We start from the raw sequence: 26,109 nt of genomic DNA on the forward strand, positions 1-26,109 counted from the left end.
CATTAACGTTCATCAAAATGCTAGAAATGACCATTCTGAATGGAGATGACCCATTGGAAATGAGTGAGCAAATTATGATTGCAAATCTACAATGAACCATGAAATATGCATAGGGCAGTGCACTAGGGGGCAGTCATGATTTTGTAAATTGCTACCTCGTTTTCAGCATGTCCGTAAATATATCAGGTTCATCCTAGATGTGAAAAGTCACCATGCAAATATTCTCTGCAAAGATTGCATGAAGCTCAAGCGTTGGCTGAAGCTGTTCAACGAGGTTTACGTTCCCCCTCGCATGAGTAACCTTTCAGATTCCCTACGGCAGCAGGTGAGGTAACGATCTGGCAACGGTCTGGCAAGCATTGTGAGTTCAGAACACTTCGCTTGGGGTGAAAACCTGGAAAGATGGAAGTTTCAGACAAGGTAAGACACCCATGATGGACTTTTGGACTCAAGTATTAGAAACCGCTCAGACCCTGACGCAAGCCGTGGGCGATCGCTTGCTTCAGGATTTTGGGCATATACAGGCGATCGAAAAGGCCGATGGCTCCCTCGTGACCCAAGCCGACCAATGGGCCGATGCAGAACTGAGCCGATCGCTACAAGCTGCCTTTCCTGACCATGGGGTCCTCAGCGAAGAAACCGTCCATATCTTGCCGCCCAATGAATGGTGCTGGATCATTGACCCGATCGACGGCACCACCAACTTCACCCGGGGTCTACCCATCTGGGGCATTTCGATCGGATTGCTCTATCGCGGCACCCCCGTCTTCGGCCATGTCTACGTCCCTCCCCTAAAGCAATCCTTTTACGGCTACTGGGCAGGCACCTCCGGCCTTGAGATGCCCACGGGAGCCTTTTGCAACGGTCAGCCCCTGCAAGTCTCCAGCGATGCCCTCAGCGGTACTCAGTTTTTCAATCTCTGCGCCCGCAGCATTGGTGTCTTCAAAAATCCCATTCCCGCTAAAGTCCGCATGCTAGGCGTTGCCACCTACAACATGCTCACCGTGGCCATGGGAGCTGCCCTGGGAGGCGTAGAAGCCACCCCCAAAATTTGGGACATTGCCGCCACTTGGCCGATCGTGCAGGCCGCTGGGGGAACCTGGAAATTCCTCACCGAAGAGCCAGCCTTTCCCCTCCACCCCGGCGAAAATTATGGATCCCATGCCTATCCCAGCCTAGTTGTGAGCCATCCCGATTTATTAGCGGTGTTTGAACCCCTCGTGCGCCAAGGACTGGCGTGATCCACAACATCCATTCAATGACACTCTTCCAAAAAGATCTCCTCTCTGGTATCCTTAGATATTTGGCTGCGAAAAATTGGCTTAGAGATTTCTCCGCAGAGACGGAAACAAGCGTTAAGTAGGAACGATCATGGCAAAACGGGTTCAAGTCGTCCTCACCAAGGACGTGAGCAAACTGGGCAAACTGGGTGATGTGGTGGATGTGGCTCCTGGCTACGCACGGAACTACCTCTTCCCCCAAAAGATTGCCACCAATGTTACCCCCGGCATCCTCAAGCAGGTAGAGCGCCGGAAGGAACTGGAGCGTCAGCGGCTGGCTGAGCTGAAAGTAGAAGCGGTGAAGCAGAAAGAAGCTTTGGAAAAAGCAGGCACACTGTCGATCGCGAAGCAAGTGGGCGAAAACGAGGCCATCTTCGGAACGGTGACCAACCAAGAAATCGCTGAGGCGATCAAGGCTGCCGCCAATATCGAACTCGATCGGCGGGATATCGAAGTGCCTGAAGTCAAAAAACTGGGCGAATACCACGCTGAAATCAAACTGCACCCCGAAGTATCTGTCTCCGTGGCTTTTGCAGTGGTTGCAGCGTAGTTATTGCAAAATCCGGTTAATTTAGCTCGTTAGATAGGATGGGTTAATACCTCCCTGAGACAAGCCTAAGATCAGCCGGAAGGCAGTTTGTTGAGATTTAATTTTGCTTGGAGATTCCCCTTAGTGTTTCTGACGATCGCTCGGGGGATTTTTCTTTGGATAACAGACTGGGTGGGAAAGCTGCGTTTGTCAACCTGTGAACTACTAAGTTGCTACAACAGTCTGGGTACTGATGGAAGAAGTTATAACCGAAGCTATCACCAGTGCCATAACCAATGCACAACCAACACCACGACCAATACCACGACCAATACCACGACCAATGCTATGACCAATACCACGACCAACATTGTTGAGCCCCCCGTAGTGGGCATCATTATGGGCAGCGATTCCGATTTGCCCACGATGCAAGCCGCGATCGCCGTTTGTGAGGAATTTGGTATTGCCCATGAAGTGGCGATCGTCTCGGCCCACCGTACCCCGGAACGCATGGTGGAATATGCCCAAACCGCCCATACACGGGGCATTCAGGTAATTATTGCCGGGGCAGGCGGCGCGGCGCATTTGCCGGGAATGGTCGCCTCTCTGACGCCGTTACCTGTGATTGGGGTGCCCGTAATGACCCGCACTTTACAGGGAGTAGATTCCCTCTATTCCATCGTGCAAATGCCAGCGGGGATTCCCGTGGCGACTGTGGCGATCGGCAATGCACGCAATGCAGGACTGTTAGCTGTGAGAATTCTGGCCGCCCATGATGCTGCGTTACTGGAAAAGGTGATGGCCTACCAGACCAGCCTGAAAGAAATGGTGATGGAGAAACAAGCCAAACTGGATCAAGTCGGCTATCAGCAATACTTACAAGGCATGGGCTAGGGCGTCGCTGGGCTAGCCGCTGGCATGGGATTGCAACTTCCGCAGAACTGCCGATCGATTTTTGAGGGCGATCGGGTCTTCGGGACGCAGTTCCAGCACCTTGTCGTAACTTTTGAGGGCGGTTTCCAATTGGCCTAGGCTAACGAGCAAGCCGCCTCGGTTATTCCACGCCCGGAAATCAGTGGGGCGTAACTCTAGAGCTCGATCGTAGCTAATTAAAGCTTCTTCCAATCGATTGATGGTTTTTAAGATCACACCTCGGTTGTACCAAGCTTCATAGTAGTTCGGTTGAATATCCAGCGCCTTATCAAAACTGGCTAGGGCCGTTTCATAATCCTCTAACCGCATACAGGAAAAGCCTTGGCCATACCAAGCCGCCGCATAGTCGGGATAGAGCTTAATGGCTTTCTGATAACAATCGATCGCCGGTTCGTGACGGTTCATTTGCTTCAGGGCAAGGCCACGGTGGTACCAAATAATTGGATCTTCAATGTCGATCGCAAGGGCCTGGGCATAGCTAGAGGCGGCGGCTTCGTAGTCTCCAAGACAGAGTAACGCATTCCCCCGACCGCTGAGAGCATCCGCATTATCTGGCTTCATTTCCAGGGCACGGTTGAAGTGAGTAATAGCGCCTTCGTAGCGCCCCGTGGCATAGAGCGCGGCCCCTTGGAGATACCAGGTTTCGGCGGATTTGGGATCAAGATCTAAGGCTTGAGATAAATAGGGAATGGCCTCTTCGTAGCGTTCGATCGTATAAAGGGAGAGCCCCAAACTGTAGTGAGTGTTGGGATAGTTGGGTTGCAGTTGCAAAACTCGTTGGAAACTGAGAATGGCATCGGCATACTGGCCTGCCACATGGGCAATCCAGCCCCGTTGATATTGCAAATAGGGCGAGGAAGGATGGGCCGTCAGTGCTTTGTTAAGGCAGGTCATGGCAGCTTCCTGCTGACCAGCATTGAGCAATGTACTAGCTTTTTCGCTCCAGGCAATCAGGGAGTCTGGGCGAATTTCAAGTACACGGTTAAAACAGTCGATCGCAGTAGAATAGTCACCCTTTTGACTTAGGGTGAGAGCCTGTTCAAGGAGGCTATCAGCATTAACATCTTGCGTTTGCACCATAGCGCAGGAATGGGATTTCGGAGATGGGAGGGCAACGTTATGGTGTAAGAGTGCCCAAGTCTGGCCCAAAATGCGCAAGGCTTGACGATTCTACGGATCATCCTAGGAGCGTCCTGGGAACTGGCATAACTGGCGCTCTTGGTCTGTAAATTTAGGATTGGTCTGGAGATAGTTACTTACCCACTTACAGGCGTAGTCCAATTCATTCAAAGCACGAATCTTCGGCAAATCCCACAAAATGACGCTACTGTCATCACTGCCAGACACTAAATGCTTGCCATCGGGGGTAAAGGTAATACTGGCAACGAACCCATGATGCCCTGGTAGGGTTCTGCGCAGTTGCCCATCGGGACTCCAGAACTTGACGGTATTGTCCACCCCGGCGGTGGCGATCGTGGTGCCATCGGGACTGAAGGCGATTCTCGTTAAACCTTGGCTCTGGGCAACGATGGTTCGGATGAGGCTACCGTCATCGGATCGCCAGAGTTTGAAGGTGTCATCGCGGCTGGCGGATACTAACCGATCGCCCTTCGGACTAAAGGCCACTCCCCAGACGGCTCCCTGTCCCGGCAGAGTCGCGATCGGTTGGCCGTCGATCGACCAGAGTTTAGCCGTTCCATCTTCACTGGCGGAGGCAAAGCGCTTGCCATCGGGACTGAAGGCCAGTTTCCAGATGCGTTCTTTGTGGGCCTTGATGCTGTGGAGTAGCTGACCGTCGATCGACCACAGTTTAATCGTATTGTCATCGCTACCGGAGGCGATCGTTTTGCCGTCGGGACTAATGGCAACGGCATAGATACTAGCTTTGTGGCCCTCGAACGATCGCAGCAGTCGAATTTTAGGGTGATCGCGATCGCCCAAATCCCACAGTTGCACCTGGAGATTATTTCCCCCCGTAATCAGCATCCGGCTATCTGGACTAAAGGTGACACTCCGAAATCCAGAGTCTATGATCTGAAGCGTCTGGATGAGTCTCCCATCCGTACGCCAAAGTTTGAGAGTCTCATCCCCACTCACCGTCGCAACCAGTTTGCCATCGGGACTGGTTGCCATTTCCCACACAATATCTTGATGGCCATTCATCGGAACCAGCAAATAGTGATTCCGTCGCCAGAGTTTGACCAAGCCATCATCGCTGGCCGAAACTGCCATTAATCCATTGGGGCCAAGGGCGACATCCCGCACCACTGCATTGTGTTGCTTGAGGGTACGGATAAAAGTGCCATCGGATTTCCAAATTTTGGCAAATTTATCGGTGCCACTGGTGGCAATGTATTCCCCATTGCGGCTACAGCCAACACCGAGAATGGGATGCGTACTGGCTAAGGTTCGCACTAAGCTGCCATCAGCTCGCCAGACTTTGGCAGTACGATCGGCACTGGCGGACACAAATTGATTGGACTGCTGGCACAGGGCAATGTCCCACACTGGGCCTTGGTGTTCGCGTTGAGTTTTAAGCAGCTTTCCATCCACCGTCCAAAACCGTACCGTGTGATCAAATCCAGCAGAAACCAGTTGCCGACCATCCGCACTAAAAGCCACATTCCAGACGGCTTTTTGGTGGCCCTGCAAAGTTGATTTTAAGGTTCCATCCAGGTGCCAGACTTTAATCGTGCGATCGCCACTAGCGGAGGCGAGCAACTGACCATCGGGACTGAAGGCCACACCCCACACAGGTGCTGGGTGCCCTGACATCGTTTTGACGAGAGTGCCATCAATGCGCCAAAGGTTGATCGTGCCATCTAAACCGCCGGTGACAAGGTGCTGACTATCTGGCCCAAAGGCGACCCGATGGATGGTTGCCGAATGGGGTAAGGTTCTGAGGAAGGCTCCATCCCTTGTCCAGAGTTTGACGGTTTTATCGTTACTGCCCGTGGCGATGAACTGCCCGTCGGGACTGATATCCACCGTCAGCACGCCCCCTTGGTGCCCCTGCAACTGGTTGAACTCGTTGGTGGTGTAGACGGCTTGCCGGAGGGCTGTTTCAACCTGGGTTTGAATGGATCGATCGATTTCACCTTCGTTCAGATTTTGCAGTTCTTGCAGCCGCAGTTTGGCTTTAATGCCTTCTACCATGGCATCCAGTTGTCGATTAGAAGCGGATAGCCCCTGGGACGAGGAAGCCAGTGCCTGAATTTCGTTTAATTTGGCTTGGTGAGCATTTCCGATCGCATTGCGGTATTGCAAAAATGCTGTAAGCCCTAATATCAACGAGATTCCTAGGCCAGCCGTTGTTGTGCAGAGGAAAAATCGCTGGAATTTAGCTGCCCTTTGCACCGCGAGCAATTCTGCTTCCACTGCGTTTGCCCGTTCTGCTTCTAGGGCCTGTTGCATTTCCCGGCGATCGTACTTTTCGCTGGCAGCAAGGAACTGATAGTCGAGATCGCTTAAGCTTTGGGTTCGGCTCCACTGCTGGGCATCGAGCAAGGCTTGGCCCCGTAGCAACCGGGAGTCATCGGTTTGGCCAGAAGCAACCCAGGCATTCAACGCTTCATCGTAGGGGCGTAATTTACTGAGTTGTTGGCTGACCCAATCCCAGGTAAAGATTTGCTGATAAATCCGATTTTTGATCCCAAGTTGGTCGTGCTGTTTTTCAATGAGTCCGGTCAATAGTAATTCTGTTGCTTCAGGACTGTCATAGCTCACTTGATCAGTTTCGATCCTAGGGGTGGTAATTGCTGATTCGGGGGAGGGGTTACAAGTCGCCAGAATTTGTTGGTATAGCCCTAGGAGTCGAGAGGTGGTTTGGGGATTTTGTAGCAGACGATCGCGAATCGTTTTTAAATGCTCCGGTTCATCCTGACTTTCCCAACGGGCGAGGATTTGGGTTTCTACTACTTCATCAACCCAATTTTGTGAGGATTTTAGCGAGATGCCATTAGGGCCTTCCTGGAAGAAACCCTGCATTGCCAGGTAATCATAGGTTTTTATCAAACTGCATAGCTTTTGGGTCAGAAAAGGTTGTCCGTTGGTCCAATACAGAATGCGTTGCAGAATCCCTTGCGAATCGGCGAAGTCTGATAGTCCTGCTAATAAAGGATGGCATTCGTCGAATTGAAATCCCTGAAGTTCGATCGCTTGACCAATGTTAAAGGGCGTTCGTAACTTATTAGCAATTAACTGACTGGGTGTTGTTACCCCAATTAAGCAAAAGGTTAGTCGTTGATATTGTGGGTTTTCTGGCCGTTGATTAAACCAGTGACGAATTAATGCAAAAAAATCATCCGTGGGAAAGCTCAGTCCCAACACACTGTCAATTTCATCAATGAAAATGACAAGCGGCTCAGTAATCTGTTTAAGAATTATGGTTTCAATTAAATCATTCAGGCGCGTAATATTAGAAAGATGCTGGCGTTCTTGCCACCAAGATACTAAGGGAAAGGAGATTTGCAGGCGCTTGAGCAGATAGGCCGCGATCGCAGCATACCACTGGTCGATCGTAATGCGTTGAGTTCCGACTTCCGTCAAATCGATCGTGGCACAATGGATACCTGCCGCTTGGAGTCGCAGGGCGGTTTGCAACCGCAGGCTGGATTTGCCCATCTGCCTCGCGTTGAAGACATAGCAAAAATGCCCCGTTTTCAGGGCATGGAATAGGACTTCATCTGCTCGACGGTAGACATAGGTGGAGGCATTGGGGGGAAGACTGCCACCAACTTGGTAAGGCATGGGCGTTTAGGCAGGAAATACAAAAGGACAATCACAATTCCTGAACATCATAGGCTGAAAATCATAGAGTATGTCATTAACGGGGTAACGTCTGAGATCGCAGATACGGTTTGAATTGTGATTAGGAAGGCTGATTCTTCAATGACCTTGAAGGTGACTGATTCCTGAATCTGTTGTTCTTAATGAGATGTTGATGGAAATTTAGAATCATCCCCAGCAATTGAAAACTTTTTCTAAAAAGCGTTGATAAAGTTGGCAAAATGGTACCGATAACTGTCCCTGAAAGCGAATTAAGCCAACCCCGCGTAATTTATTCGCGATCGTGGGATATAGTTCCAAACCCTGGGGCGTCGAAACAATTTGACGCATGGCTTCCTTTAATTCCCCATCACTTTCTAGATAATATAACTGCTGGTTGAAGTGGCTTTGGAAAATGCTGTTCGGCGCGATCGCAGTGCACAGTAATTCCTCCAAGCAGAGCTTCCCTGTTCCAAGATGAAATAAGGCTAGCTGAGTTAGAAAAGGATGCCCGCCCAAAAGCTGAAAAAGTTTCAGCGCACAGGTCTCTGCTTCCGTAACTCTATAGAGTATGACTAGCGTTTGCACCTGGGATAGGGTGAACTCAGGCAAATGAATCATCACGCCCACGTTAAAGGGAGATTGATGGACATTCAGGGAAAAAAAGATATCGGTTGAATAAATTAAAATCAACCGCAGTTTTTGCCAAGCTTGATTTTGGCCGGAGCGATGCCGCGATCGTTCATACCACGCTCGCACCAGTGCAAAAAAATCCGTGGCAACTTCTGGATACTGGAACAGCACATTGATCTCATCCAAGATAATGAGTAATGGAGCATCAGATGTGGCTAACAAATAATTTTCAAAATAGTCATCACAGCTATAGCTACTGCCAAACAGGGGATTCCAAAAGGTATCCAACCGATTGGGCACCCCTAAACAACGACTTAAGGATGCACAGAACCATTGGAGAAACTTCTCTAATTCGCTCAAAACATGGCTATCAGCTAATTGGAGACTTAAGATAGCCGTCCGAAACTCCTGTTCCGTGGCATGGAAGATGGCCTTGGTCACCAGGGATGTTTTACCAAACTGCCGAGGGGCCTTAATCCGAACCAAAGCACCGGGCTGCATAATTTCCCGAAAAACTGTAGTCTCGGCGGGGGGGCGAAAAATATAAAACGGAGATTCGATCGGCAAAGGGCCCGTTAGCCAAGTTTGAGGGAGAGGGCTGGGAGTTCTCGGTTCATTCTCGATTTCCGCAAGATAATCCTCTGCTTCAAGAGTCAGATGAATTGATTGAAAATAGGTTTGCAGCGTGATTACATCCACCGGTTTCTGCCGCTGGCGAACCTTGGTTAGGGTCTTCGTACTGAGACCACTACGATCGCTCAACTGTTCAAGCGTCAACGGCTTTCCATCATTGGACTGAAGGGCGATCGCGGCTTCCGCTGACTGGATCCGTTGCCATCCTTGAAGGCTAAGAAGAACGCCTCGTTTACGTTTAAGGGAAAAGGATGAAAGCGAAGCACCATCAGAAGGATCATGGGAAGGATACATCATGGATAGAACACTAGCAATCAGGGAACCCTTGCCCAGCTCAGCAAGCTGGTAAGTTGTTGTCACAGTTTGTCCAGGAAGAGTTGTCCAGGAAAAATAGACTTACTGGAACGATTTTACAGGGTGGGTTCAAATCCATCCCGTCCCGATTAAGTTTCCCTTCAGCCTCATTAAATTTCCTTCTAAACTTTCTAACAGGGATGGCGGAGCTCCGCACAGCATGCGATATTGATGGCGAGAGAAAAATACATAGAACCCTTGAGGCTGTGTTGAATGCTCTCGGTTATCTAGCAATCTATGCAGGTGTGACATTAATATCAATTAGTATTAATGAGTATAATGTCACTCCTTTAACTCTTGTAAAATCTTTTGCAAGATAGGCTGGAGTTTCATGAAAATCGTCAGTCTGATCAACTCGGTTCTCTTGGGAAGGGGATCACTTATCGTGAATCCTTAAGTTTCTTCAACTTTCTAATAAATAAGCTTAGGTCGCTGGGTATCGAAGTGTTAGAAAATCTTAGAGGGTTCGAGAACCTATGCTTCCCGATTCACGTTTTCAGGGTGTAAGAGGAACTGTCCATATTTCTTCGGTAAATCTAACAGCTCCTATCGTTAAATTTGTTCTAAAAAAATTTGTTCTAAATTAGTGAGTCATCCATGGGCGTAAGTTTTCTACAATAAAAACTTTTTGTGCTCTGTGGTTATTGCGATTTGTGCACAGTATGGGCTGAATCCGGCTAGCTTCACGCCTTAACACTGGGACTTTTCAGGTCTAGGGACTGTCCCTCGCGTGACCAACTAACGCGGTGCCCATTATTCCTTACTCCTTTGGATGATCCCTTAGGTATATGTCTCAGTTTATTGCTTGCCCTACACAATCAACGGTCTCTTATCCCTGCGTATCAGGGAGCCAATCTGATTGGGAGATGGGTCTGTGGCGATCGATTCACAATGGTGAATTTAAGCTGTACTATCAACCGATCGTCCATTTGATAACAGGAACGATTCGCGGAATGGAGGTGCTGTTGCGGTGGGATCACCCTGGGCAAGGCTTGTTGGCCCCCGCAGCATTCATTCCTTTAATGGAGCAAAATGGTATCCTGTTGCAGATCGATCGTTGGGTATTGCGATCGGCCTGCCAACAGTTAAAGCAATGGCAAATGCAAGGCATTGTTAATAGCAACTTTTTCCTGAGCGTCAACCTATCAGCTGCTCAATTTGAACAGCCCGATCTCCTGCCTTATCTCGAGTCAATTTTGCAGGAAACACAACTTTCTCCCCTATCGCTAAAGTTGGAGATTACTGAAAGCAGTATGATGCAAAATTTAGCAGTGGTTGTACAAAATTTACAGGCTCTCCGACAACTCCAAGTGCAAATCAGTCTGGATGATTTTGGTACCGGCTATTCATCACTCAGTTATCTCCATCAACTCCCGATCGATTTTCTTAAGCTGGACAGTTCTTTCCTGTCCCATTTGCAGGAGACTCCCCTCAAGCTCAAGCTCCTAACGGCGATCGTGCAGATGAGTCAAACCCTTGGCTTTCCTTTAGTGGCGGAAGGCATTGAAACGAAGGGACAACTGGCGCAGCTTAAGTTGCTAGGATGCGAGTTTGGTCAGGGCTATTGGTTCCAAGCCCCCGGTGAAGCAGAAGCCATCACTCATTATTTAAGTTCCAAAGAGACCAACTGATTCACGGGAATCTGATGAACAATGCCTGTCTCCTCGGTCTAAAATCCGCTTGGAAGAGCCAACTGATCATCAATGACCTTAATGCGTAATTTTTTTATACGCAGATATCTTAAATTTATCCTTCAAGGACACTCGTAAATCACTCAATTTTAATTTTGATAGAGCGCCCACCCGCTGACCAAATAACGCTTGCAACTTTCGGCCTTCAGCCGTTGACCATGTTTTCTGTTTCGTAATGGCTTTAGCAACCGTTTTCGCATTGGCCAAAAAGTTCTTCATTTCTCTAAACTTAGCCACAGCCGCGTTGCGAACCGTGCGCCTTTCCTGTTGATTGATCCGAATGCGCTCCAAGCCTCGCTTCTCTGTCATTAATGTCATAAAACGCTGACGAATTGCCGTTTGGTTGGCATTTTTGGGGAGGGGGGTACTGATTAAAGTTGTAATCGTGGTTTGAGCCAGTTTCATAGCCGACTCATCCTGTTGCTGTAAGACATCATGCTGTTGACAGGCGGAGATTTGGTTGTTGAACACAGCAATTTCATTTTCACGCTCTTGATCAAGATTAAAGCTGTTGAATAATTCAAATCCCAATGCAATAGCTCGATCGGAAGCATCGGGTAGTTCTTCGATTTCTTCTTTATCAGTCTTGCTGCCGTCAGGGGCGATTTCTTCTTTTTTCTGGGTCTGAGTGGTCACTTCAGTTAACCCTTTAGTAATCTCCTCTGTAAGATCTATATCTTGCATTTCGACCTCAGTAACCCCCTGTACAGATTTCAAAAGGCCGACCAGATCTTTTTCCAGTTTCTCCACCTCGTCATAGGTCAGTTCGTCTAATTTCACCTCTCCAAAATTGGCCTGCTTCAACGTGGCATCCCAAGTGTCAGGCGCTAATTGGGCATCATGTTCGTGGGGTTGCACTTGGTGCATGCGGTATTCAACCCCGCGAATAGTCGATCGATCCTTGAGGGCCGTGGCTTTGTCGAGTTCCTGGGCTGATTTGTCCAACAACGACAGTTTATATTTGGCAGTCGTCGCAGCCGCTGTGTGGGTTAGGGGATGTTCAAGATAATTGGCCGCATGTTGTTGATAGGTTTTGGGGATGTCAGATCCTTTTTTTTCGTCCTTCGCTGGTTTACCAAACTGCCCCTTCGGACTCACAATGTCCGCTTTGGCATCCCAGTACTGCGGAATTCTGGCCGGTAGTTGAATTTCCCAATATTGCTTAGGATCTAGAGCTTTAATGATGCCGTGTTTCAGGAGTTGATTTTGATCGACTCGGAAGTTAAGACTCTTGTACTTCACTTCGACGTGATAGTCATAGATCGTTCCGACATCGGCAGTTCGCGCCATTTCTTCGATCGTATTGTTATAGGCAAACTGATTATTCACGCGATCCTGCGGTGCCACATTCCAGGCTTGATCGGCTCCTGGCCCTGCGACAACTTGATATCCCACTAAATGGCCACCATCGTAGGCCGTCACCCTTGCAAGATCGACCCCATCCCGGATCAGCAGTTCCTCCGTACCCAGGTTGCCAATGGCAGTCACAAAGGGATTCTGGAAACGCAGATCTTTTGTGTTTTTGAGGCGTTGTACTCGAGCACTAACTTTGCGGGGCCGATCGCAACTATTCCCCAGCAGCTTTGTGTAGGCAAACGCTGAGTCATTGAGATTATTCGCAAAGATTTTTTTAAGCACACCATAGAACGTCGGCAAGCCTGCATCGGCTTGGACCGCAGTAAATTTACCTTCGGAGAGCTGCAAGGTCTGAAAGTCCTTGTGACTGGTGTCGTAGTCCGTCGCTTTGTAGGTATTTCCCTGGAATTGGTAGGTTCGTTGGATCGGCATTGAGTTCGTACAGCTATGTTGTTGCTGCATGACATGGGTGAGCTCATGGGCAATCAGCCGCTGGCCCGATCGACTTTGGGGCTGATAGGCTCCCGATCGAAAGAAAATATCAGTCCCTGTGGTAAAGGCTTGGGCTTGAATCGATCGATTCAGTTGTTCCGATTCCGCATCAGCATGCACCCGCACTTGGCGGAAATCTGCGCCAAACGCCTGTTCCATCGATCGCCGCACGGGGACTGCCAAGGGTTCTCCATGGGGTCTAGCCTGATCGATCGCCTGCTCCAAATTGGCTGGGGGGGATGATGACTGGTCACGATCGCCCCTGAAGGCCCGTGCGATCACCGGATTAAGTCCTAACCGGGGTTGCAATGCTGTTTCGGGCAACTGGGCCGCGAGATTGCTGGGTCGCTGGATCTGTTCCACGACGCGATCGGCAACGCGATCGGCGTCCTGCTCCGTTGGATCGTTGGGTTGGGTGACCGTCAATTGAGGATGGATGGGGATTTGGGTAAAGTCATAATTCAGGTGGAAGGGGATGCCATGGGTTCCATCTCCATTGCTTGGGGTGGGACGACTCAGATCCGATGGATGATCCTTCTCCTGGGTCTGCTGGGAACTGAGCCCCTGCTGCCCCAAGCGAGTTGTAGACAGCAGGGAGAACGCATGCTGGGTCGTAGACTGTTCTGTAGCGGCTTGAGTCACCCGTTGAAAACGCATACACGATGCACCCGTAGTGATTGGTTAGTGATTCATTAATCCAGTCCTGTGCTTACCTGATTGATACAGTCGATCTTGGTGAAGGCAGGTGCACTGGTGATGACTGTCTTGATCTTTTTTTGTACTTTTCTTCGTAATTGTCCTCGTAATTTAATTGTGCAGCTCGCTGTCATGCTTCTAGATTCAAACTGCCCCATGTCTTGATTGTCCGAGACCAGCAGAATGAATCCATATATTACTTGTTGAAAATTATTAATTTTCAGGAGTTCTAGAAAAGGTCAGAAATATAACTTTAAAAATTGCTTGCGCAGATAGCTTGCATAGATTGCTTGCATAGATTGTTGGCCAATCTATGGCTTACCCAAATAGGTTTTCAACGGAATTCTCCCATCGGGTAGTGTTGCTCTTCTCAGGGAATGCATGATAGTCATTCGGCATGTATTAGAACATGAGTTAGAACCTGATATAATGTCTCCCCCTCACACAATTCTCAATTCTAGTGACTAGGATTAAAAAGCTACCAGGCTCAAACAATAAAGAGATGGGGTTAAACCCGACAAAAGAGCCTGTTGTTTTAAGAAAACTCTGGATAACAACTTGTAGGATTCAAAATGAGAATTTTGCTAGTTGAAGACGATCGCACTGTTGCCGATCGACTCCATTTAATCCTCACCGATCATCACTTTGCAGTAGAGACATCGGTACATGGAAAAACGGCGTTGGATCTGGTTCAACAGGCAGCCTATGATCTGATTTTGTTGGATTTGACTTTGCCGGATATCGATGGCATTACCCTATGCCGCCAGCTCCGAACAGAGGGGAATCAAACCCCTATTCTGATGCTGACTGCCAAAAATAGTCCCTACGATCGAGTAGCGGGACTAGAAGCAGGTGCCGATGATTACCTCAGTAAGCCTTTCTATGAAGCGGAACTCTTGGCCCGAATTCGGGCCCTGCTCCGGCGACGACTACCATCTCTGATGCCAGCCCTACTGCAATGGGAACGTCTCGAAGTTGATGTTGACAGTCGGAAGGTGTGTTATGACGGGTTACCGATCCATCTGACACCTAAGGAATATGGCATTTTGGAATTGTTTTTGCAGTTCCCGCGTCGGATTTTTAGTCGATCGGCGATTCTGGATCAGGTCTGGGGGGTGGATGCGGCCTGCGGAGAACGGGCGGTGAACACCCAAATTCGGGGACTGCGACAAAAGCTGCGAGCCGCAGGGATGAAAATCGAACTGATTGAATCCATTTACGGACTGGGCTATCGTCTCTTGGCACCACCCGAACCTACCGGTTCGTCGTTGGCTGGGTCGGTGCTTCAGGAACGGGCTATTCAGGTAGAGATCGATCCGTTACGAGCGGGACCTGCGCCAGGAGCACAGGACTATCAGTTGTCATCGTCGCTGACCCTAGTGCGGGCTGAGATTCAATCCAGAATTGCTCAGGCTTGGGTCAGTTTCCGGGAGACGCTGCAACCCCGCATGGCCCTCTTGGAATCAGCGATCGACCAGGGGTCTCAGGGTAGGCTGACGCCGGAAGTTCGTCACCAGGCCCAAGCCGAAGCCCATCGCCTAGTGGGTTCTTTTGGATCCTTAGGGTTCCCCGAAGGCTCAACGCTGGCTCGCATCTTGGAAGACGCCCTCCAGTTCGATCTCCCCCTCGATCGGCCAATGCTCCAACACCTTGCCGAGACCCTTCAAACCTTGAAACAAAAGCTCGCAGCCCATGATGCCAGTCTCAATCAAGAGGATTGGACGCGCGCTCCAATAGAACTGGCCTCAGAACTGGCCTCAGTGATTCCAGCGGGTGGGCAAACCCTCATCGTGATGACTCAGGATCCACAATTGAGGGACATGATCAATCGCTTAACGGCTTGCGATGCTTGGCAAAGCCTATTAGTGACAACGCAATTTGTGACAACGCTGGCTGAAGTTCAGCAACTGGTCAGCCAGAAGCTTGCTTGCATCGCGATGGTAGACCTCACCCTAACTCCTGCCGTGACTCCTGACGCGGAAGCCATCCAACAACTCTCTGTCCTCACAGAGCAGCAGGTTCCCGTGGTGGTTATTTTGAGTCCTGAGTCTTCTCTACAATCTCCCATTGACCGCCTACACCAACGGGTTCATCTGACTCGGCTAGGTGCCCGGGCTATCTTAGCCAAACCGATCGAGCCAACCATGCTCTTAAAAGGCTTAGCTCAAGCGATCGAATCTACGCCCGATCCCCATGCCAGTATTCTGCTAGTAGATGATGATCCCCAAATTTTAGCGACTATTGTGGCGCTACTGGAACCCTGGGGACTCCAAGTCACGCCCTTGGAGAATCCAAAGGAGTTCTGGGAAATCCTCAATACCTGTCAACCTGATTTATTGATTTTAGATATTGAGTTACCTGAAATTAGTGGCTTTGATCTCTGTCGTGTGGTGCGGAGTGATCCAGATTGGGCGGATCTACCGATTATCTTTTTGTCTGCCCACACCGATCGAGCCACTGTCACACAAGTGTTCAACCTAGGAGCGGATGACTATGTGAGAAAGCCGATCGTTGAGCCGGAACTGATTGCTCGTATCCTGAATCGCCTTCGCAAATTATCCAGCCGCGATCGGGGAACCTAGCTTAGGGATTTGCAAAGAAATAATATCCCCTCTTCATTCCCCTACCCTCCTACCCTTTTACGCTCCTACCCCTACCCAATTGGGATTTTATTTATGCGCTGTTCCCTTCGGGGTTCTTTGCCCTTAGGTTGCTTGTAAATGGGTTTGTTGGATAGTTGTAATGGCTTCTAATAACTGAAACAGCCGCAGCGGTTTTTTCAAACAGGCGGTAGCGCCTAATTGTAAACACTGTTGGTGATTCGTCTCGTCAATCTCGGCAGTCAGAAAAATAAAGGGAACCTGAGCCAGCATCGGATCATTGCGGATAGATTTAAGTACCCCATAGCCGTCCATGACGGGCATGTTTATATCACAAATAATCAAATCCGGTTGATGTCGATTGGCAAGTTCCAATCCCTGCAATCCATCTTCAGCAGAGATAGGCGAAAACCCCATATCGGTCAAAATTTCAGCCAAAATAGCGCGAAATTTTTCGTCATCGTCAATCAAAAGAACCGTTTGGATCACAAACACATTGTTTGCCGTTACCTGGTTGTTAGTCACCTGGTTGTTAGTCACCTGCATGATAGAATTCACAGTCCTAGACTCAACCACTCTCATCAAAGTTCAGTTCAATGATGAATCACTGATTCAAGGTGGCGCATCACCCAGTTGCATTACCCAGTTGATTGATCCAGTTGCAACATTTGCTTCCAATCAGTCACCTGCGATCGCATTTATTCTAGGCGTTAGGGTAATCATAGCCTTAAAAAGTTAGGAAATAGTGAGGTTTTGAGGTTTTTTTCCATTTTGGGGCTTAGGAGTTTCCTACACAACATGTACAACCGTTGCAGTGGGCAATGCAATTGACGGCAGGGAGACACTTCCGTTGAGTCACTCTCCCCTCGCCTATCATAGGACAAGGACTTCAGACAGAAGAGCTTGCGGCCATGTCCCAGCAACAATTCCACCGCGCACCATTTGAAACCCTGATCGAATCTACCCACCAACGGCTTGCCAATTTGTTGCACCGGGTACAACTGCTGGAACGGGGTGGAGAAATGACCAATTTGGTCATGGAAACCGTGGGGGATGTTTCTATTGCCCTAGAGGAACTGGAAACACTGGCCCAGAAATTACGACAACACAATCAGGAATTAATTCAGGCTCGACAGTCTATTGAACAAGAGCGACAACGCTATCAGGATTTGTTCAACTTTGCTCCTGATGGTTATCTCGTGACGGATGAACTCGGTTCGATTCGGGAAGCGAATCAAGCGACTGCTGATTTATTACAGGTCTATCCGGAAGATTTAATCGATCGATCGTTGATCATCTTTATACACCCAGCAGATTTAGCTATTTACGATCGAGTCATTCAGCAATTGCGGCAAGTGGGACAAGTGCGGGGTTGTGAGTTACGACTTTGCCATGCTGCTAATGAGTATTGTCCTCAGATTGAAAATCAGGTTGAAGAGCAGGTCAAAAAACAGGTTGAAACTTGGGTTGAACTCAGTGTTGCAGTCATTCACGATCGTCATGGAACAGGCATGACTCTGCGGTGGCTCATGCGAGACATCACCGATCGTAAACAGTTGGAATTTCAACTGCGGGAATCGTCTACCCATCTCAATGACATTCTCAACTATGTCAGTGCTGCAATTCTCAGTTTTCGAGGGTTTACGAATAATACTTGGCACATTGACTACTGTTCCGCTGGTTGTGAAGTGTTATTCGGGTATACCTCCGATGAACTCATTACGGATCAGGCCCTGTGGGGGAATCGAGTCTTGCCGGAAGATTTAGCGGCGATCGTACCGGTCATCTTTGATAGCCTGCGCAAATGCAATGCAGGACAGGTAGACTATCGTTTTCGTCGGAAGGATGGCACAGTAAGGTGGATTAATGCCAACTTTACAGGGCGATGGGATGAGGCAGAAAACTGTTGGTTTGGGACAGGGGTATTGACGGATATTACCGATCGCAAAGAGCTAGAACTGCAACTCAAAGAGTCCACAACTAAACTGAGTGACATCCTGGACAATGCGATCGCGTCCATTTTTCAAGTGCGCGTCTATCCTAACTTTGATCTGCAATATGACTACCAATCTGCCGGAGCCGAAACCATCTTTGGCTATACGGCAGAAGAACTCATGGCCGACAATTATCTTTGGATGTCGCGGGTGCATCCCGAAGATTGGGAAAACTGCTTAGTACCCGGTTTTCAGGATGTGTTTGCGGAGCGATCGAATACGATCGAATACCGCTTATATCGCAAAGACGGAACACTGCGCTGGCTGACGGTGACCTTTGCCTCCCGTCGGGATGAAGCCGCAGGGTGTTGGATTGTCACTGGCATCAGTACGGACATCACGGATTTTAAAGAAGCTGAGGCCGCCCTAAAAAAAAGTGAAGCGCTGTATCGTACCTTTGCCAGTAATTTTCCCAATGGCGGGGTTTTCTTATTTGACACGGATCTGCGCTTTACCTTAGCCGATGGCTTGGGCCTTGCCGAAGCGGGATTATCCAAAGAACAATTGGAAGGCCAAACCATTTGGGAAGCTATCCCTAGTGACGTGGCCCATCAGATCGAACCCTTTTATCGAGCCGCGCTGGCGGGTGAAACCACAGTGACTGAAATTCCGTTTAGAGGATTAACGTACTGGGTATACCATTTGCCGATCGCCAACGATCGCGGTGAGATTATTGCGGGCATGGTGATGACGCAGAATATTACCGATCGTAAACGACGAGAGGAACAATTGCGGTTACTGGAATCTGTGGTAACGAGCATTCATGAAGCAGTCATTATTACAGAAGTGATTCATGAACCTGAGGTCGAAGCAACTGCATTCCTCCCAGACACGGCGTTAGAAGACTCGCAGTCCCGGCAACGGCCGATCGAGGCTGTGGAGCATCCTGCTCAAAGCAACCAGTCTTTCAACAACCAGTCTTTCAGCAACCAGTCTTTAAGTATTAATCCTTATCCTCCGCACCACCGGATTGTTTATGTCAATCCCGCCTTTACGGACATGACGGGATATTCTGCCGCAGAAGTTTTTCATAAAACGCCACGTTTTTTACAAGGACAACAGACCGATCACCAAGCGCTCTTTCAACTGAGATCGGCGTTGCAATCGGGACAGCCAACGCAGTTGGAATTTATTAACTATCGCAAAGACAGATCCCAATTTTGGGCCGATCTCAGCATGGTGCCCATCCATGATTCCCACGATGATCGTGTGAATTATTGGGTTTCGGTTCGGCGCGATGTTACCGATCGCAAACAGGCTGCAACCGCCTTACAACAACTGAATGAAGCCCTGGAACAACGGGTTCAGGAACGCACCCAAGCCCTGCAAGAAAGTGAAGAGCGCTTTCGTCATGCCTTTGACCACGCAGTCACGGGGATTGCATTAATGTCCCTAGAGGGGCGTTGGCTGAAGGTGAATCCTGCTCTGTGTCAACTGTTGGGCTACAGTGAGCCAGAATTACAGCAACTGACCTGTACGGATGTCTTGCATCCGGATGATCTCGCCCCCCATTCCCGGATTCTGCACCAGTTACTTTGCGATGAGATCGCCAGTCACCAGGCGGAGCAACGCTATCGCCACAAACAAGGCTATGACCTTTGGGTGATCCGCAGTCTTTCCTTAGTGCGAGATAGCCAAGGTCAAGCGCTCTACTTTGTGAAACAAATGCTCGACATTACGGAACGGCGGGCGATCGAGCAAATGAAGGATGAATTTATCGCCATTGCCAGCCATGAACTGCGCACCCCCCTCGCTTCTATGCGAGGATCCCTGGGACTCGTAGCCTCTGGCATTTGTGATGAGGATCCGGCCATGGCTCGGGAGTTGATTCAAGTAGCCATCAGCCAGAGCGATCGACTGACTCGCTTAGTGAATGACATATTGGATCTTGAACGCCTAGGGGCCAAAACCGTAATTTTGACCCCCCAACCCTGTGCGGTAACGGATTTGATTCAACAGGCGATCGAAATCATATATCCCCTTGCAGAAGAGGCAGAAATTGCCTTCAATTGGCAACCGACTGACCTGCAAGTGCAGGCTGACTTCGATCGGATTGTCCAAGTGCTGGTGAATCTCCTGGGCAACGCTGTCAAATTTTCGCAGCCACAAACCACGATTACCATCCGTACACAAACAGTTTCCCAGCCCTCCATGGGAGATGACATCGATCGTGCAGACCGTCGGCCATCTCAAACCCCTCGCCTGCCCCACACCTACGGGTTATTTTCCATTCAAGATCAGGGCCGAGGGATTCCTGCTGATAAGTTAGAGATGATTTTTGGTCGATTTCAGCAGGTGGATTCCTCTGATTCCCGCAAAGCTGGAGGTACGGGATTGGGATTAGCGATTTGTCAAAAAATTGTTGAGCAACATACTGGAAGCATCTGGGTACAAAGCACCTTGGGGCAGGGCAGTACGTTTTACTTTACATTGCCCCTAGCCGCTTTGAATCCGGGCGAAAGCGATTAACGACTCAATGCGTTAACGACTCGATGCGTTCACTATCAGTGCATTAAAGATCAGTGCATAAATTACATTCAGCAATGCAATCTTCGTACGGTAGTGATTACGATAGGGGAGTGGGTCATCCCGATCGGCCAATCATCTTCCAACTGCGGTCACTCTGTAGGAACCTTCTTCGACCATGTCTTCTTTATCTACCCCAACCCATCTTCCCAAAACACTTTTAGTCATTGAAGATGAAGCCAGTCTCAGACTCGTTATTCAAATCACTTTGGAACGATTAGGGGGTTGGACTGTGCTGACAGCGGCTTCGGGTGGTGAGGGGTTGCAGCAGGCCCATCGGGATCAACCGGATGCCATTTTATTGGATGTGATGATGCCGGATATGGATGGTCTGACCGTGCTACAGCAGTTACGATCGCAGCTCAGTACCCAAACCATTCCTGTTATTTTACTCACTGCAAAAATAATGCCGATCGCCCCTGAAGATCAAGCTCAGCTAGGGGTGTCTGGGATTATTGCAAAACCCTTTGATCCCCTGCAATTGTCGCAACAAGTCTCAGACATCCTACATTGGTGATGGATTCAAGTTTCAGGCTGCGATGGTCTGGATGGGGCTGAAGCCGCGTAGGGTTGAATTGCAAATTTTCCGCGATCGCAGTGATTGTAGACAGCTCAGAAATCGCTGACATTACGGGGATGGCAGAGCCTAATTTTTTGGGGAGAGCGATATCCTTACCATTTCCTGACTTTTTAGGTCTAAGCTAAGCCCATGAAGCGTCTACACTAACTCCAATCCTCCTCTATGCCAGAGAATGTCTGCCCTTGGAGACACTCTAGCCAGCCTTTCTTGACAATGATGGTCCCTGAGTGATCTGTTCCCTAAGTGATCTGTTCCCTGAAGTTACGAGGAAGTTGAACCTAGTCCTAGGGAGGATGGGTGAGTGGCTAACCTACTATGAAGGATCCGTCGATCGTGCTTGCCATTGTGTTCACTGGAGTGATTCATCGCAGTGATACACCGTAGTAACTCACCGTAGTAACTCACCGTGGTGAATGACTGACCGAGATTTCTTACGGTTGCTAATTGAGGTGGTACATGGGGGCAACTGATTGCAATGACCCATGCAATGACCAATATCCTCAACGGGTATTCCGCCCCATGGGAAGTTGTCGTTCCTCGGAGCTTGCTCAGGGGCAAACCCTATCTAGTCACCGTATCTAGTCACCCTATCTAGTCATTGTGGGAGGGCTGTTTCTGAGGGTAAACCCCAAGTTGAGTGTAGTTGTTTTTTCAAAGAATCTTTCACTAAGAATCTTTCAACCTTATTGAGATATACGGATACGGATTGAGGTAGTGATGAATTACGGTTTAATCCCTTTTCAGGCGCAGCCCGAGCCTTTCGCAATGCAATTTGCAGTTCTCGATTCATTACACCTTGGCATCTTTATTGTTTCCTCGGATTTACAACCGATTTATCTGAATGAACGGGCCCATCATCTCTGTGATACCTTGTTTCAATCCTCTCCTGATCTCCTACCTCGGGATGTGGTTGCCGTCTGTCAGCAATTTTTGAACTTGGAAGCGCCGCAGGTGCCATTGGTGGTTGAGTATCAGCCGAGCTTAATTCAATGGGTGCGATTGCACGTCAGTTTCATGAAGTCACGATCGCCACAGCCATCTTCTTTGTTGGTGGTGGTAGAGGATTGCTGTGAAGTGGAACTTCATCGGGATCAGAAAGCCTATGGTTTGACGAAGCGGGAAGCGCAGGTGTGGATGTTGCTGCGATCGCAATGTACTTACCAGGAAATCGCGGATCAACTCAAAATCAGCTTAAACACCGTCAAGACCCATGCCAAGAATGTCTATCTCAAACGCCGGGAATTTGTGAAGCAGCGAGCCCACAATTTGTATCCGTTCCCGGTTGCGCCGATGTTAAGGCTGGCGGAGTAAGACTGTAGAGGGGAACAGTCAGGTTGCAAGATTGAATGCTGAATTGTACGACGGGAAAGTCGCAAGAAAAGTCGCGAGTCTTGTACGATCGAAGACGATCGTCGATGCTTAGTACTCCAGCTTACTTTGTGAGTCGTTTCTTTTCTGAGTCAGTTCTTTTCTGAGTCGTTTACTTCAGCCAGTCCTACCATGACTTCCTCAGCCGCAACTTCCTCCACAGAACCCGTCATTTACCAAGGACAATTTGGGCCGTTCACCATTGACGAGCACGATCGGCAAGGGGTGCGAATTTATCGATCGGCGTTGATGGTCGCGGCGGTTTGTGTTGCATTGGTGACAATCATTGCGCTGGTTATGCCAGAATCTTCAACCCAAGCTTGGCTGATTGCTGGGCTCTATGCGGTCTTTAGCGTTGCTCTGGGTATTAGCTTATTCACCATTCATATTTATTTAGAAATTTTGCATCGGGCGTTGCAGGCGTTTTGGGCAGTGGGCTGCATTGCAGCGATCGCGATCGCGTTGGGGGATCCGGCACCTTTTGTTGAGACGGTGGTGCAGCAGCCGTGGACGATTTTGGGAATTGGCTTTACGTTTGCGGCCTTAACGGGAATTTATTTTAAAGAAGCCTTTTGTTTTAATCGTTTAGAGACGAAATTTCTGACGGTGATCGTTCCCACCTTACTGCTGGGACATCTTTTGGGACTACTGCCGATCGGGGTGGCGCAGGGATTGGCGATCGCGTGGTCGGGATTGTTTCTCGTTTTTGCAGGCCGGAAGGCGGTGCAGGCGATTCCAGATGATATTGGGGATAAGAGCGTGTTTGAATACCTGCACCAACAGAAAAACTCAGCGCATCAATAGCCATGCTAGGCAATGCAACCTGTTGCAATTAATCAATAGCTAGGACACTTAACTTCAGCGCTTGGGAAAGTTTGCCCATCAGAAAGAGTCCGGCAACGGAATTGCCAATGACATCGATCGCGGGACTGTAGATCGCGATCGCGCCTTCCTTAGGAATCACTGCAATTAATGCACCACTGACACCAGACTTCATGGGAAGACCAATGCGAACGGCATATTCGCCAGAGACTTCATACAATCCACAGGTAAACATTAATGCATTGACAATTTGTTGATGTTGGGATTGTAGTTGTAAATGCGGTATTGCTAGCATCAGCCCTAGTTTTGCCAGATCTTCGATCGTTCCAGAAAGGCAACAAATGTGGTTATAGGTTTCCAGGGCAAGGTCAATGTTTTCCACGTATCCCGCTTGGTAGAGGAGATTGACGATCGCGCGGTTGGCTTCGTTGGCTAGCGATCGCACCGATATCAGCATGGCTTCATCGAGGCGAAGCTGGCAGCCTGCCCGTTGGTTGAGCCACTGTCGCAGGGCTTCACAGCGTTCGGAGCCGTTGCGTCCCGGCAGTAAGCTGGCGAGGGTGATTGCGCCGCTGTTAATCATGGGATTGCGGGGAAAACCGCGATCGGCAGCCAGTTGGGAGAGGGAATGGAAGGGTTGGCCGGAGGGGCTTTTGCCGACTTTGGCAAAGACGTGCTGACTACCGAGGGTTTCCAAAAGCATTAAGAGCAGAAAGGGCTTAATCACACTCATCAGGACAAAGGGGGGATGGGTTTGCCCCGATCGAAACCAGCAGCCTTCTGCGGTTTGGATTTGCATCGCTAACCCCGTAATGTCGGCTTGGGCGAGGAGGGGAATGTAGTCAGGTAGGCGGCCGAGGGCGCTCTGCACTTGGGCTTCCCCGATCCAATGATGGAGGTGTGCTGGATTTAATTGCTGGAAGCGACTGGCCACAGGCTTGCTCTGCCTCATACCCAATTGATTGTTCAATGCTACAGTCCAATCCTACCGAGTTCCTCTGTCTCCTACGAAGTCGTCATTAATTTGGTCGTTGATTTGGTAATGGATTTGGTATCAGTCTACAGTTTTGCCAATTTCATCAGTGCAATTTCCCACACAAGTTGCGGTTGGACGTAGGCGGCGAGGTGTTGTTTGGCTTGTTCCAAGGGTTGGAGGAGGCTGATGGCGGTGGTGTTGTGCCAGTAGGTTTGTTGCAGGTAGTCAAGGAGCCAGAGTTGGGCTTCGGTGTCGAGGTTTTTGGCGATTTGTTTAGCGATCGTGAGGGCGTCGCGCAGGTTGGTGGGGCGTTGGGTGAGGAGGGTGAGCAGGTCGGGGGGGATGGTTTGCAGTTTTTCCCATTGGGCGATCGCGTCGCCGGGACTGCCCTGGGCGAGGTTGAGGATTTCGGGTTGGTTGAGGATGTCGGCGCGATCGGTTTGGCGCAGAACGGTGGCGATGTGGTCGGGGGAGAGGCGATAGAAGGGGATGGTTTGGCAGCGGGAGACGATGGTGGGGAGAAGGGATTCGGGGCTGGGGGCGAGGAGGATGAGGGTGGCTTGGCCGGGTTCTTCGAGGGTTTTGAGGAGACCGTTGGCGGCGGCTTCAGGCATGGTGTGGGCGGCTTCCATGACGATGACCGATCGCGGGGCTTCTAGGGGAGGGCGGCTAAGGAATTGGCTGATTTCGCGGACTTGTTCTAGGCGGACGATGGGGGGTGTTTTGCGTTTGGCTCCGGCGGCTTCGGCTTCTTGGGCGGTGAGGCGTTTGCCTTGGTGTAGGTAGGTGGGTTCGACCCAGAGGAGGTCGGGGTGGTTGCGTTGTTGGATGCGGCGGGTGAGGTTGGGCGAGGGTGAGGGATTGGGGGAGAGGAGGAGTTCTAGGAAGCATTGGGCGGCGAGGCGTTTGCCGATGCCGTTGGCTCCGGTGAAGAGGTAGGCGGGGGCGATGCGATCGCGGTTGACGGCTTGGGTCAGGAGTTCGATCGCGGCGGGTTGGCCGATGAGGGGGGCGAAGACGGTGGACATGCTAGCGGGTTTTCCAGCGGAGTAGGAAGACTTCACTAGAGTAGCGTATCGGGATCGAGGCCCTGCGATCGCAGGAGTTCGGCGAGGCGATCGGCCCGTTGGCGTTCCTGTTCGGCGCGTTGGCGTTCTTCTTCGGCCTGTTGTTGGGCTTGGTCGGCGCGTTGGCGTTCTTCTTCGGCGCGTTGGCGTTCTTCTTCAGCGCGTTGGCGTTCGGCGGCGACTTTTTCGACGGCCCAGGGGAGGATTTGCCGATCGGCGTCCCACCAGCGCAGCCAGTAGCCGCTTCGTTCTTCTTTTTGGCCGCGCCAGGTGCCGAGGAAGAGGTTGAGTTCTGGGATCCAGTGGTGGCCGTTTTCGTCGGGTTGTTCGAGGTGGTAGCCGGAGTCGGCGAGGCGATAGATTTCTAGGAGGCCGCTGTCGGGTTCAAAGATGGCGTAGGTGGGGACTTGCAGGACTTGTTCGTAGAAGAACCATTTGCCGGGGGGATAGGTGGGTTTGGAGGAGTATTCGTCGCCGTCGGTGGCGGAGAGGAATTCCATGACGATCGCGGGGGGGTCGCCTTCGAGGTGGGGGGTGTAGCTTTTGCGATCGGGGACGATGGTTTTGACGGTGGGGACGAGGAGCCAGTCGGGGGCTTTGAGGGTGAGTTCGTTGTTGACGGTGGCGCAGAGGCCGAAGTTGGAGGCGATCAGCATGGAGGGCTGGATGCGATCGGTGATTTCGAGGCTTTCTCGTAGGGCTCCGGCGATGAGGGGTTGGCAGGTGTTTTCCACGGGTTTTTCTTCTAGCCGAAAGCCGTCGGGGAGGCGTTGCCAGGTGATGGTGAGGGGGGCGAGGCGGTAGGTGGGGGT

The 26,109-nt window shown here is 50.2% G+C and carries 17 protein-coding genes; 9 read left to right on the plus strand and 8 right to left on the minus strand.

The window, feature by feature from the left end:
- The first annotated feature begins 431 nt into the window (after positions 1-431).
- From ACN4EG_RS21690 to purE, 3 genes are all read left to right on the plus strand, one after another.
- The gene (locus tag ACN4EG_RS21690) at positions 432-1,241 is read left to right on the plus strand and encodes an inositol monophosphatase family protein (protein ID WP_431632280.1); all 810 of its coding nucleotides are present in this window, start codon (positions 432-434) and stop codon (positions 1,239-1,241) included.
- Between the two features lie 130 nt (positions 1,242-1,371).
- On the plus strand, positions 1,372-1,830 hold the full coding sequence (rplI, locus tag ACN4EG_RS21695) for a 50S ribosomal protein L9 (protein WP_431632281.1): 459 nt from the start codon (positions 1,372-1,374) through the stop codon (positions 1,828-1,830).
- A 327-nt stretch (positions 1,831-2,157) separates the two neighbouring features.
- Positions 2,158-2,703 carry a 5-(carboxyamino)imidazole ribonucleotide mutase gene (gene purE, locus ACN4EG_RS21700; protein WP_431632282.1) on the plus strand — a complete coding sequence of 182 codons (546 nt, stop codon included), beginning with the start codon at positions 2,158-2,160 and terminating at the stop codon, positions 2,701-2,703.
- Positions 2,704-2,715: 12 nt separating this feature from the next.
- Here the strand turns inward: purE and ACN4EG_RS21705 are convergent, their stop codons facing one another.
- The 3 genes from ACN4EG_RS21705 to ACN4EG_RS21715 all read right to left on the minus strand — a co-directional run bounded on the left by ACN4EG_RS21705 (position 2,716) and on the right by ACN4EG_RS21715 (position 9,135).
- Complete coding sequence (locus ACN4EG_RS21705) at positions 2,716-3,822, minus strand: tetratricopeptide repeat protein (RefSeq protein ID WP_431632283.1); 1,107 nt, start codon at positions 3,820-3,822, stop codon at positions 2,716-2,718.
- A 102-nt stretch (positions 3,823-3,924) separates the two neighbouring features.
- The gene (locus ACN4EG_RS21710) at positions 3,925-7,491 is read right to left on the minus strand and encodes an AAA-like domain-containing protein (RefSeq protein WP_431632284.1); all 3,567 of its coding nucleotides are present in this window, start codon (positions 7,489-7,491) and stop codon (positions 3,925-3,927) included.
- Between the two features lie 207 nt (positions 7,492-7,698).
- On the minus strand, positions 7,699-9,135 hold the full coding sequence (locus ACN4EG_RS21715; protein ID WP_431632285.1) for an AAA-like domain-containing protein: 1,437 nt from the start codon (positions 9,133-9,135) through the stop codon (positions 7,699-7,701).
- Between the two features lie 782 nt (positions 9,136-9,917).
- On the opposite strand from ACN4EG_RS21715, the gene ACN4EG_RS21720 reads away from it, so the two are divergent.
- Positions 9,918-10,760, plus strand: coding sequence for a putative bifunctional diguanylate cyclase/phosphodiesterase (locus ACN4EG_RS21720; RefSeq protein ID WP_431632286.1), 843 nt, complete (start codon positions 9,918-9,920; stop codon positions 10,758-10,760).
- 78 nt (positions 10,761-10,838) lie between these two features.
- On the opposite strand, the gene ACN4EG_RS21725 is transcribed toward ACN4EG_RS21720, so the two are convergent.
- Positions 10,839-13,325 carry an eCIS core domain-containing protein gene (locus ACN4EG_RS21725; protein WP_431632287.1) on the minus strand — a complete coding sequence of 829 codons (2,487 nt, stop codon included), beginning with the start codon at positions 13,323-13,325 and terminating at the stop codon, positions 10,839-10,841.
- A 611-nt stretch (positions 13,326-13,936) separates the two neighbouring features.
- Between ACN4EG_RS21725 and ACN4EG_RS21730 the strand changes: the two genes are divergently transcribed.
- Positions 13,937-15,946, plus strand: a complete 2,010-nt coding sequence (locus tag ACN4EG_RS21730; protein ID WP_431632289.1) for a response regulator — start codon at positions 13,937-13,939, stop codon at positions 15,944-15,946.
- 123 nt (positions 15,947-16,069) lie between these two features.
- Here the strand turns inward: ACN4EG_RS21730 and ACN4EG_RS21735 are convergent, their stop codons facing one another.
- Positions 16,070-16,522 carry a response regulator gene (locus ACN4EG_RS21735; RefSeq protein ID WP_431632290.1) on the minus strand — a complete coding sequence of 151 codons (453 nt, stop codon included), beginning with the start codon at positions 16,520-16,522 and terminating at the stop codon, positions 16,070-16,072.
- 353 nt (positions 16,523-16,875) lie between these two features.
- Here ACN4EG_RS21735 and ACN4EG_RS21740 point away from each other — a divergent pair, with 353 nt between their 5' ends.
- The 4 genes from ACN4EG_RS21740 (at position 16,876) to ACN4EG_RS21755 (ending at position 23,236) form a co-directional block, all read left to right on the plus strand.
- Positions 16,876-20,427 (plus strand): PAS domain-containing sensor histidine kinase, encoded by a 3,552-nt coding sequence (locus ACN4EG_RS21740; protein ID WP_431632291.1) that lies wholly within the window; start codon positions 16,876-16,878, stop codon positions 20,425-20,427.
- Positions 20,428-20,602: 175 nt separating this feature from the next.
- Entirely contained in the window at positions 20,603-21,001 is a 399-nt protein-coding gene (locus tag ACN4EG_RS21745; protein WP_431632292.1) for a response regulator, read from the plus strand.
- Positions 21,002-21,829: 828 nt separating this feature from the next.
- Complete coding sequence (locus ACN4EG_RS21750; protein ID WP_431632293.1) at positions 21,830-22,375, plus strand: LuxR C-terminal-related transcriptional regulator; 546 nt, start codon at positions 21,830-21,832, stop codon at positions 22,373-22,375.
- Between the two features lie 189 nt (positions 22,376-22,564).
- The gene (locus ACN4EG_RS21755; RefSeq protein WP_431632294.1) at positions 22,565-23,236 is read left to right on the plus strand and encodes a DUF2301 domain-containing membrane protein; all 672 of its coding nucleotides are present in this window, start codon (positions 22,565-22,567) and stop codon (positions 23,234-23,236) included.
- A 28-nt stretch (positions 23,237-23,264) separates the two neighbouring features.
- On the opposite strand, the gene glsA is transcribed toward ACN4EG_RS21755, so the two are convergent.
- The 3 genes from glsA to ACN4EG_RS21770 form a co-directional block, all read right to left on the minus strand.
- On the minus strand, positions 23,265-24,206 hold the full coding sequence (gene glsA, locus ACN4EG_RS21760; RefSeq protein ID WP_431632295.1) for a glutaminase A: 942 nt from the start codon (positions 24,204-24,206) through the stop codon (positions 23,265-23,267).
- A gap of 107 nt (positions 24,207-24,313) precedes the next feature.
- A complete protein-coding gene (locus ACN4EG_RS21765; protein ID WP_431632296.1) occupies positions 24,314-25,258 on the minus strand; it encodes a DNA polymerase III subunit delta' in 945 nt (314 codons plus the stop codon).
- Positions 25,259-25,293: 35 nt separating this feature from the next.
- A partial coding sequence (locus ACN4EG_RS21770; RefSeq protein WP_431632297.1) for a Uma2 family endonuclease occupies positions 25,294-26,109 on the minus strand: 816 nt, incomplete at its 5' end.

This window comes from Alkalinema pantanalense CENA528 (assembly GCF_050753345.1).
In the GTDB taxonomy this organism is placed as follows: Bacteria; Cyanobacteriota; Cyanobacteriia; order Leptolyngbyales; family Leptolyngbyaceae; genus Alkalinema; species Alkalinema pantanalense.

What these genes read in the sequence shown, in the direction of transcription:
- rplI (WP_431632281.1), top strand. Translation starts at nt 1,372, where the DNA reads ATGGCAAAACGGGTTCAAGTCGTCCTCACCAAGGACGTGAGCAAACTG.
- ACN4EG_RS21745 (WP_431632292.1), top strand. Translation starts at nt 20,603, where the DNA reads ATGTCTTCTTTATCTACCCCAACCCATCTTCCCAAAACACTTTTAGTC.
- ACN4EG_RS21750 (WP_431632293.1), top strand. Translation starts at nt 21,830, where the DNA reads ATGCAATTTGCAGTTCTCGATTCATTACACCTTGGCATCTTTATTGTT.
- ACN4EG_RS21710 (WP_431632284.1), bottom strand. Translation starts at nt 7,491, where the DNA reads ATGCCTTACCAAGTTGGTGGCAGTCTTCCCCCCAATGCCTCCACCTAT.
- ACN4EG_RS21730 (WP_431632289.1), top strand. Translation starts at nt 13,937, where the DNA reads ATGAGAATTTTGCTAGTTGAAGACGATCGCACTGTTGCCGATCGACTC.
- ACN4EG_RS21720 (WP_431632286.1), top strand. Translation starts at nt 9,918, where the DNA reads ATGTCTCAGTTTATTGCTTGCCCTACACAATCAACGGTCTCTTATCCC.
- ACN4EG_RS21740 (WP_431632291.1), top strand. Translation starts at nt 16,876, where the DNA reads ATGTCCCAGCAACAATTCCACCGCGCACCATTTGAAACCCTGATCGAA.
- ACN4EG_RS21690 (WP_431632280.1), top strand. Translation starts at nt 432, where the DNA reads ATGATGGACTTTTGGACTCAAGTATTAGAAACCGCTCAGACCCTGACG.
- ACN4EG_RS21705 (WP_431632283.1), bottom strand. Translation starts at nt 3,822, where the DNA reads ATGGTGCAAACGCAAGATGTTAATGCTGATAGCCTCCTTGAACAGGCT.
- glsA (WP_431632295.1), bottom strand. Translation starts at nt 24,206, where the DNA reads ATGAGGCAGAGCAAGCCTGTGGCCAGTCGCTTCCAGCAATTAAATCCA.
- ACN4EG_RS21755 (WP_431632294.1), top strand. Translation starts at nt 22,565, where the DNA reads ATGACTTCCTCAGCCGCAACTTCCTCCACAGAACCCGTCATTTACCAA.
- ACN4EG_RS21725 (WP_431632287.1), bottom strand. Translation starts at nt 13,325, where the DNA reads ATGCGTTTTCAACGGGTGACTCAAGCCGCTACAGAACAGTCTACGACC.
- purE (WP_431632282.1), top strand. Translation starts at nt 2,158, where the DNA reads ATGACCAATACCACGACCAACATTGTTGAGCCCCCCGTAGTGGGCATC.
- ACN4EG_RS21765 (WP_431632296.1), bottom strand. Translation starts at nt 25,258, where the DNA reads ATGTCCACCGTCTTCGCCCCCCTCATCGGCCAACCCGCCGCGATCGAA.